This window comes from Moorena sp. SIO3B2 (genome assembly GCF_010692525.1).
GTDB lineage: Bacteria > Cyanobacteriota > Cyanobacteriia > Cyanobacteriales > Coleofasciculaceae > Moorena > Moorena producens.
This window is the reverse complement of record NZ_JAAHHE010000631.1, coordinates 1-2,663: the sequence shown is the minus strand read 5'-3', so window position 1 is coordinate 2,663 and position 2,663 is coordinate 1. Positions and strand designations below refer to the sequence as shown.

The following is a 2,663-nucleotide window of genomic DNA, read 5'->3' as shown; positions in this document are numbered from 1 at the left end:
CGTTGTAACGGGATTCAGCTAGCAGGAGTTGTATTCGATACCATGCTAGCAAGTTATGTACTTAATCCTGAAACTAGCCATAAACTTAGTGACTTAGGGCTGCACTATTTGGGAATAGAAGCACAAAGTTATGATGACTTGGTTCCAAAAGGGAAAACTATCGGAGATTTAGACATTCCCACGGTAGCGGATTACTGTGGGATGGATGCTTATACCACCTTCGGAATAGTTTCTAAATTACGAGAGGAATTGGCGAAAATTCCTGCATTGCAGGAATTGTTGCTAGATGTAGAGCAACCCCTGGAACCGGTATTAGCTGAGATGGAATACCAGGGGATTAGTATTGATAAGGATTATCTGGAACAGTTCTCTCAAGAGCTGGAAAAGGATTTAGTGGCAATTAAGCAGCAAGCCTATCAAGATGCTGGACAAGAATTCAATTTAGGTTCCCCTAAACAGCTGAGTCAGTTACTGTTTGAGAAACTAGGGTTAGATCGTAGGAAGTCTCGTAAAACCAAAACGGGTTACTCTACCGATGCTACTATCTTAGCTAAATTACAAGGAGACCATCCCGTAGTAGATGCTGTTTTGGAGTACCGTAGTTTATCTAAATTGAAATCTACTTATGTGGATGCTTTACCAGCACTGATGCGTTCTGATACTAAACGAGTACATACGGATTTTAATCAGACCGTGACTACAACTGGTAGACTATCCTCCTCTAGTCCTAATTTACAAAATATTCCTATTCGTACTGATTTTAGTCGCCAGATTCGGAAGGGTTTTATTCCAGAATCCGGTTGGCTGTTGGTATCTGCTGACTATTCCCAAATTGAGTTACGAATCCTAGCTCACTTGAGTCAAGAGCCAGTGCTAGTGGAAGCTTACCAAACTCAAGCCGATGTCCATACCTTGACAGCGCAAATGTTATTTGACAAAGAAGACATTACTGCTGAAGAGCGGCGCTTGGGTAAAATAATTAATTTTGGCGTAATTTACGGCATGGGAGCACAACGGTTTGCTCGGGAAGCTAAGGTATCGACAGCTGAAGGAAAAGAATTTATTGATCGATTGAATCAGCGCTATCCTCTGGTGTTTGCTTATTTAGAGGAAACTAAGAAAAAAGCGATCGCACAAGGCTATGTAGAAACTATACTCGGACGCCGTCGCTACTTTAGCTTTAGTGGTAACAGTCTTAGAAGGCTGCAAGGTAAGCCTCTCGATCAGATTGATCTCGATAAACTTAAGAGTATCAATCCCTATGATGCTGGGTCATTAAGAGCAGCAGCTAATTCCCCGATTCAAGGCTCTAGCGCTGATATAATCAAAATTGCCATGGTTAATCTGTATCAAGAATTACATAAATATCAGGCGCGGTTGCTATTACAAGTCCATGATGAATTAATCTTTGAAATTCCCCCAGATGAATGGGAAGAATTGCAGGTAAAAATTCGGGAAACTATGGAATCCGCAGTTGAGTTGAGTGTTCCTTTAGTTGTTGAAATACATGCTGGGGATAATTGGATGGAAGCGAAGTGAGGCAAAAGGCAATAGGCAATAGTGCGATCGCACTCATCAGCTTAGTGGTAAGCGTTAGGACGATACATTACCATTCTTCATTAGGCAGAGACATGAACTGTATCTTTGCCATCACTGGATCTAGCTCAGAAGACTCTTTAGAGTAGACTTCATTCAGCTTCTGTAAAATTTGATCGCGATTGTACCTTTTAAGATAAGCTTTTAATGCCTTTAGGTAGAGTTCACTACGTGATAAGCCCATCTGTTGAGCAAGGGCTTCTGCTTCTTCAAAAACTGAGTCTGGAAGTGAAATTTCAGTTTTCATCGTGACTTTAGCAACAAGCCCTAATTCTTAATCATACCTTGGTTATACCAAGATTGTAATAGCTCCAGCACTTAGAAAACATTTGTTTTGCCTGTCCTATAGAATAGCCCCTACAGAGAATAGTGCGATCGCTCTTAGCGGAAGCTTTTGTGAATGATTGGTTGAGCACGAGAGGTCGGGAGCAGGTCAAAGTCGCAGAACAGATGAACTATATACTATCAGAGCAAGCTAAAACCCATGAGGGGGCTATAGCTTTACTACAAATGCTCTGCATAAGTGAAATGCTCCCTTGTAATTTCGACCTTAACCGATAATCACGGCTAAGTTATGCCACTGAGGGGGTAAAAATTAGCCTGTAAGCTCTGTGTGGCAAGGGTTTCAGTTGGGTTACCTTTGATAATATGTCCCCAGGGATCCCCATAGCAATTGAACTTGACCAACGAAAAAATTAGGTTTCTAGACTTGGCCATCGCAAATAGGGGCGTTAATCAACCTGTCAATCGACCCAATCTTTTTTGGGGTAGCATGGCTGAAAAGCTTACCCCAAGGCATTTTTAGCCTGGTTGTCATTCTCTCAGGTTATGCCATCATAGTGACCAGCTGCTGAAAAGGTACCCTCAAGGGTACTGCCAAGCCGGGTTAGATCATTCTATAAATGTATTGATTGAAATTCATTACAGTAAAAGGTAAAACCCATGCCTTACAAATACTAGAATCCCTGTGTCTTCCAAGTTCCGATCAAATTGGGAGTAGATCAAAGTGGCAGAACAGATGAACTATGTAGCATCAGAGCAAGCTAAAACCCATGAGGGGGCTATAG

At 41.8% G+C, this 2,663-nt stretch carries 2 protein-coding genes; one reads left to right on the top strand and one right to left on the bottom strand.

Features of this window, described 5'->3' with window-relative positions:
* The coding region (polA, locus tag F6K38_RS39145) for a DNA polymerase I (protein WP_287360313.1) at positions 1–1,539 on the top strand (1,539 nt) is incomplete at its 5' end.
* Positions 1,540–1,606: 67 nt separating this feature from the next.
* Here polA and F6K38_RS39140 read toward each other — a convergent pair.
* Entirely contained in the window at positions 1,607–1,843 is a 237-nt protein-coding gene (locus F6K38_RS39140; protein WP_287249020.1) for a ribbon-helix-helix domain-containing protein, read from the bottom strand.
* Positions 1,844–2,663 lie beyond the last annotated feature (820 nt).

What these genes read in the sequence shown, in the direction of transcription:
- F6K38_RS39140 (WP_287249020.1), bottom strand. Translation starts at nt 1,843, where the DNA reads ATGAAAACTGAAATTTCACTTCCAGACTCAGTTTTTGAAGAAGCAGAA.